Here is a 2580-nt window from a genome sequence, read left to right as displayed (position 1 = left end):
TCCACCGGCAGCCCGGACACCTCGTGGTTCGTGCGCGGATGCCTCCGGTCTGTCGGCGTAACGGCGAACGAACCCGTGCCGACCACCGCACGGCGACGGCCGCGACGGTCAGCTGCGGCTACACCCACGACATTCGGGCCACCGTCTCGGCGCGCTCCGCCTCGGCCCGCGCGAGTTCCGCGGCGTACAGGCGCAGAAGGCCGTGATAGCGGTACCGCCCGGCGTCGGATCGTTCGAGTAGATTCCGCTCTACCAGGTGCTCGAGCAGCCGCTGGACTGCCCAGCCATCGTCACCGAGCAGCACTGCCGCACCGGCGAGCCCGAAGTCGGCTCCGGGTGCCAGCGCCGCCAGCCGAAACGCCCGGGCGACCGTAGGCGTGAGCTGAAGGTAGCTGCGCTCGAACGCGGCCCGCACGTTCAGATCACCGAGGCACAGGTGATCGAGGCGGTGCTTCTCGTCGGCGAGCTGTCGCGCGTAGGACGGCTGATCACCGAGCCGGATTCCGGCGATGCGGATCGCCAGAGGTAACCGCTCGCAGGCGTCCACCACGACATGAACGAGCTCGTGGATCTGTGCGTGTGTCGCAGAGGCCCTGCACGCCACCTTGGTGAGCAACTCGACCGCCTCCGACTGGGACAGCGGGCCGAGACGCACTGGACGCGCGCCTTCGAGGTCCGCCAGGCGGTGTCGGCTGGCGACGAGGACCGCACTGCGGCCCGGGCCGGGCAACAGCGACCGGATCTGAGCAGCGTCACGAACGTCGTCGAGTACCACGAGCACTCTGCGCCCGGCGAGGGCACTGCGAAGTAGCCCGGCGGCCTCCTGCGGCCCCAGCGTCTCGGCCTGCACATTCAACGCGCGGAGCATGAAGCCGAGCGCGTCGAGCGGCGGTAAGGGACGCGGACCGGAACCCTGCAGGTCCACGTACAGCTGTCCGTCCTCATAGGTGTCGCGCAGCTCGGCGGCTACGGCGCCGAGGAGGGCCGTCTTTCCCGTGCCGGCAACACCAGACACCGTGCACACCATGCTGCCGCCATGCGCGCCGCCGCCCAGCATCTCGCGCAAACGTGTCAGGTGCTCGGTCCGGCCGGTGAAATCCGACGGCGCCGACGGCACCTGGTACGGCACCGGTCGGCGCCGGACCACTGTGCGGTGCTTCGATGATGACGATCGCCACTGCTGGCGCAGTACCAGTTGTCGACCCTCGGTGAGCGCAGTCCCCGGATCGACGCCGAGCTGTTCGGCCAAGCGCCGCCGAACCTCGTCGAAGACGCTGAGCGCATCCGCCTGCCGCCCGGTCCCGGCCAGCGCGAGCATCAGACTGGCATGGACCGGCTCGTGCAGAGGGTGGCGGTCGGCGAGGGGCCGCAACAGGACCACCACCGCCGCGTGCTGCTCAGGGGTGTCAGCCAACTCGGCGCGGAGCAGACTCGCGGCGAGGCGTTCTTCTCGCAACGCCACCGCTAAGGGATGCTCGCGCAAGGTGTCCAGGTCGTCAAATGGGTCGCCTCGCCACATCGCCAGCGCCCGGTCGAGCAGCCTACCCGCCTGTGCGGGCCGCTCGGCACGTGTGTCCCGCGCCTGCAGGACAAGACCGCGGAACGTCAACACGTCGAGCCGTCCTGCATCAATCTGCAACCGATAGCCGCCCGGTACGAGCTCCACCGCGCTGGTGCGGGCCCGCGGTGAGCGGCCCGGCTCTAACAGCCGCCGCAAACGCGACACGTACGTCTGGACCAGGTTGATCGCTGACTCCGGCGCTCCGGCCGGCCACAGAAGATCGAAAAGCTCATCTCGCGGCACCGCACGGCCCGGGCTGAGGATGAGCCGGCCCAGGACTGTTCGCATGCCGTGGCCGCCGACGTCGACCTGCGCCTCGTGTCTGCCGATGGTGAGCGGACCCAACGCGAAGATCGCCGGCCGGTCGCCGGCGAGAGCCGCCCGCGGCTGGGTGATCGCTGCCGCCCGCTTGACCGCCAGCGTGGTGGCCCTCCGAAGTGCGTGCACCTCCGGCGGTCCGAGCCGCAGCGCCATGGCGAGTGCTTCGGCCGAACGCGCGAGTGGCACTCTCGTGCGACGTTGCTCAAGGTCGCGCACGGTAGCCGCGCTGAGGCCGGCCCGCGCGGCGAGCTCTCGCTGCGTCATGCCTGCGGCACGACGGTGCTGTCGCAGGAGTCCGGCGAAGTCACCGCTGGGCAGGTCGTCGGCTACCGCGGAGTCACCCCGCAATAGCGGTGCCATGCCCTGGGCCGAGACCATACCTGCCTCCTCCGAGTGGAAGCTGCCGTGCGACATGCCGGCGCACCGCTTCACGGGGTCGGGAGGCTCCGAGTGCCTACCGCCCACACATACGGTGCGACGCTCCGGTACTCGACCGGCCCTGATCGGGTATTCGCGCGTCGACGTTGAGCGCGGTGCCGGGCACCGGCGGGAGCGTTGCCTTCTCCTATCTCGACGCCGGCCTTGCGTTTGTCCAGGAACCAGCGGCCGCGCGAGCAGTCCGGGCCACCTCGCCATGCTCCACGGCATGTAGGCAGTGAGTGGTCGTGCTCACGACGGTGTCCGGGCTGCCGGTGGAG

The 2580-nt window shown here is 70.2% G+C and carries 1 protein-coding gene; it reads right to left on the bottom strand.

Going from position 1 to position 2580, the window contains the following annotated elements; translation table 11 throughout:
* Window positions 1–118: 118 nt before the first annotated feature.
* Window positions 119–2260, bottom strand: a complete 2142-nt coding sequence (locus tag ACLQ26_RS32995) for a BTAD domain-containing putative transcriptional regulator (protein WP_425748271.1) — start codon at window positions 2258–2260, stop codon at window positions 119–121.
* Window positions 2261–2580: the final 320 nt, after the last annotated feature.

Source organism: Micromonospora sp. DT43 (assembly GCF_049841645.1).
Lineage (GTDB): Bacteria > Actinomycetota > Actinomycetes > Mycobacteriales > Micromonosporaceae > Micromonospora.
This window is presented reverse-complemented; position numbering and strand designations above follow the sequence as displayed.

Excerpts from the sequence above, each read along its gene's own strand:
- ACLQ26_RS32995 (WP_425748271.1), bottom strand. The coding sequence starts at position 2,260 with ATGGTCTCGGCCCAGGGCATGGCACCGCTATTGCGGGGTGACTCCGCG.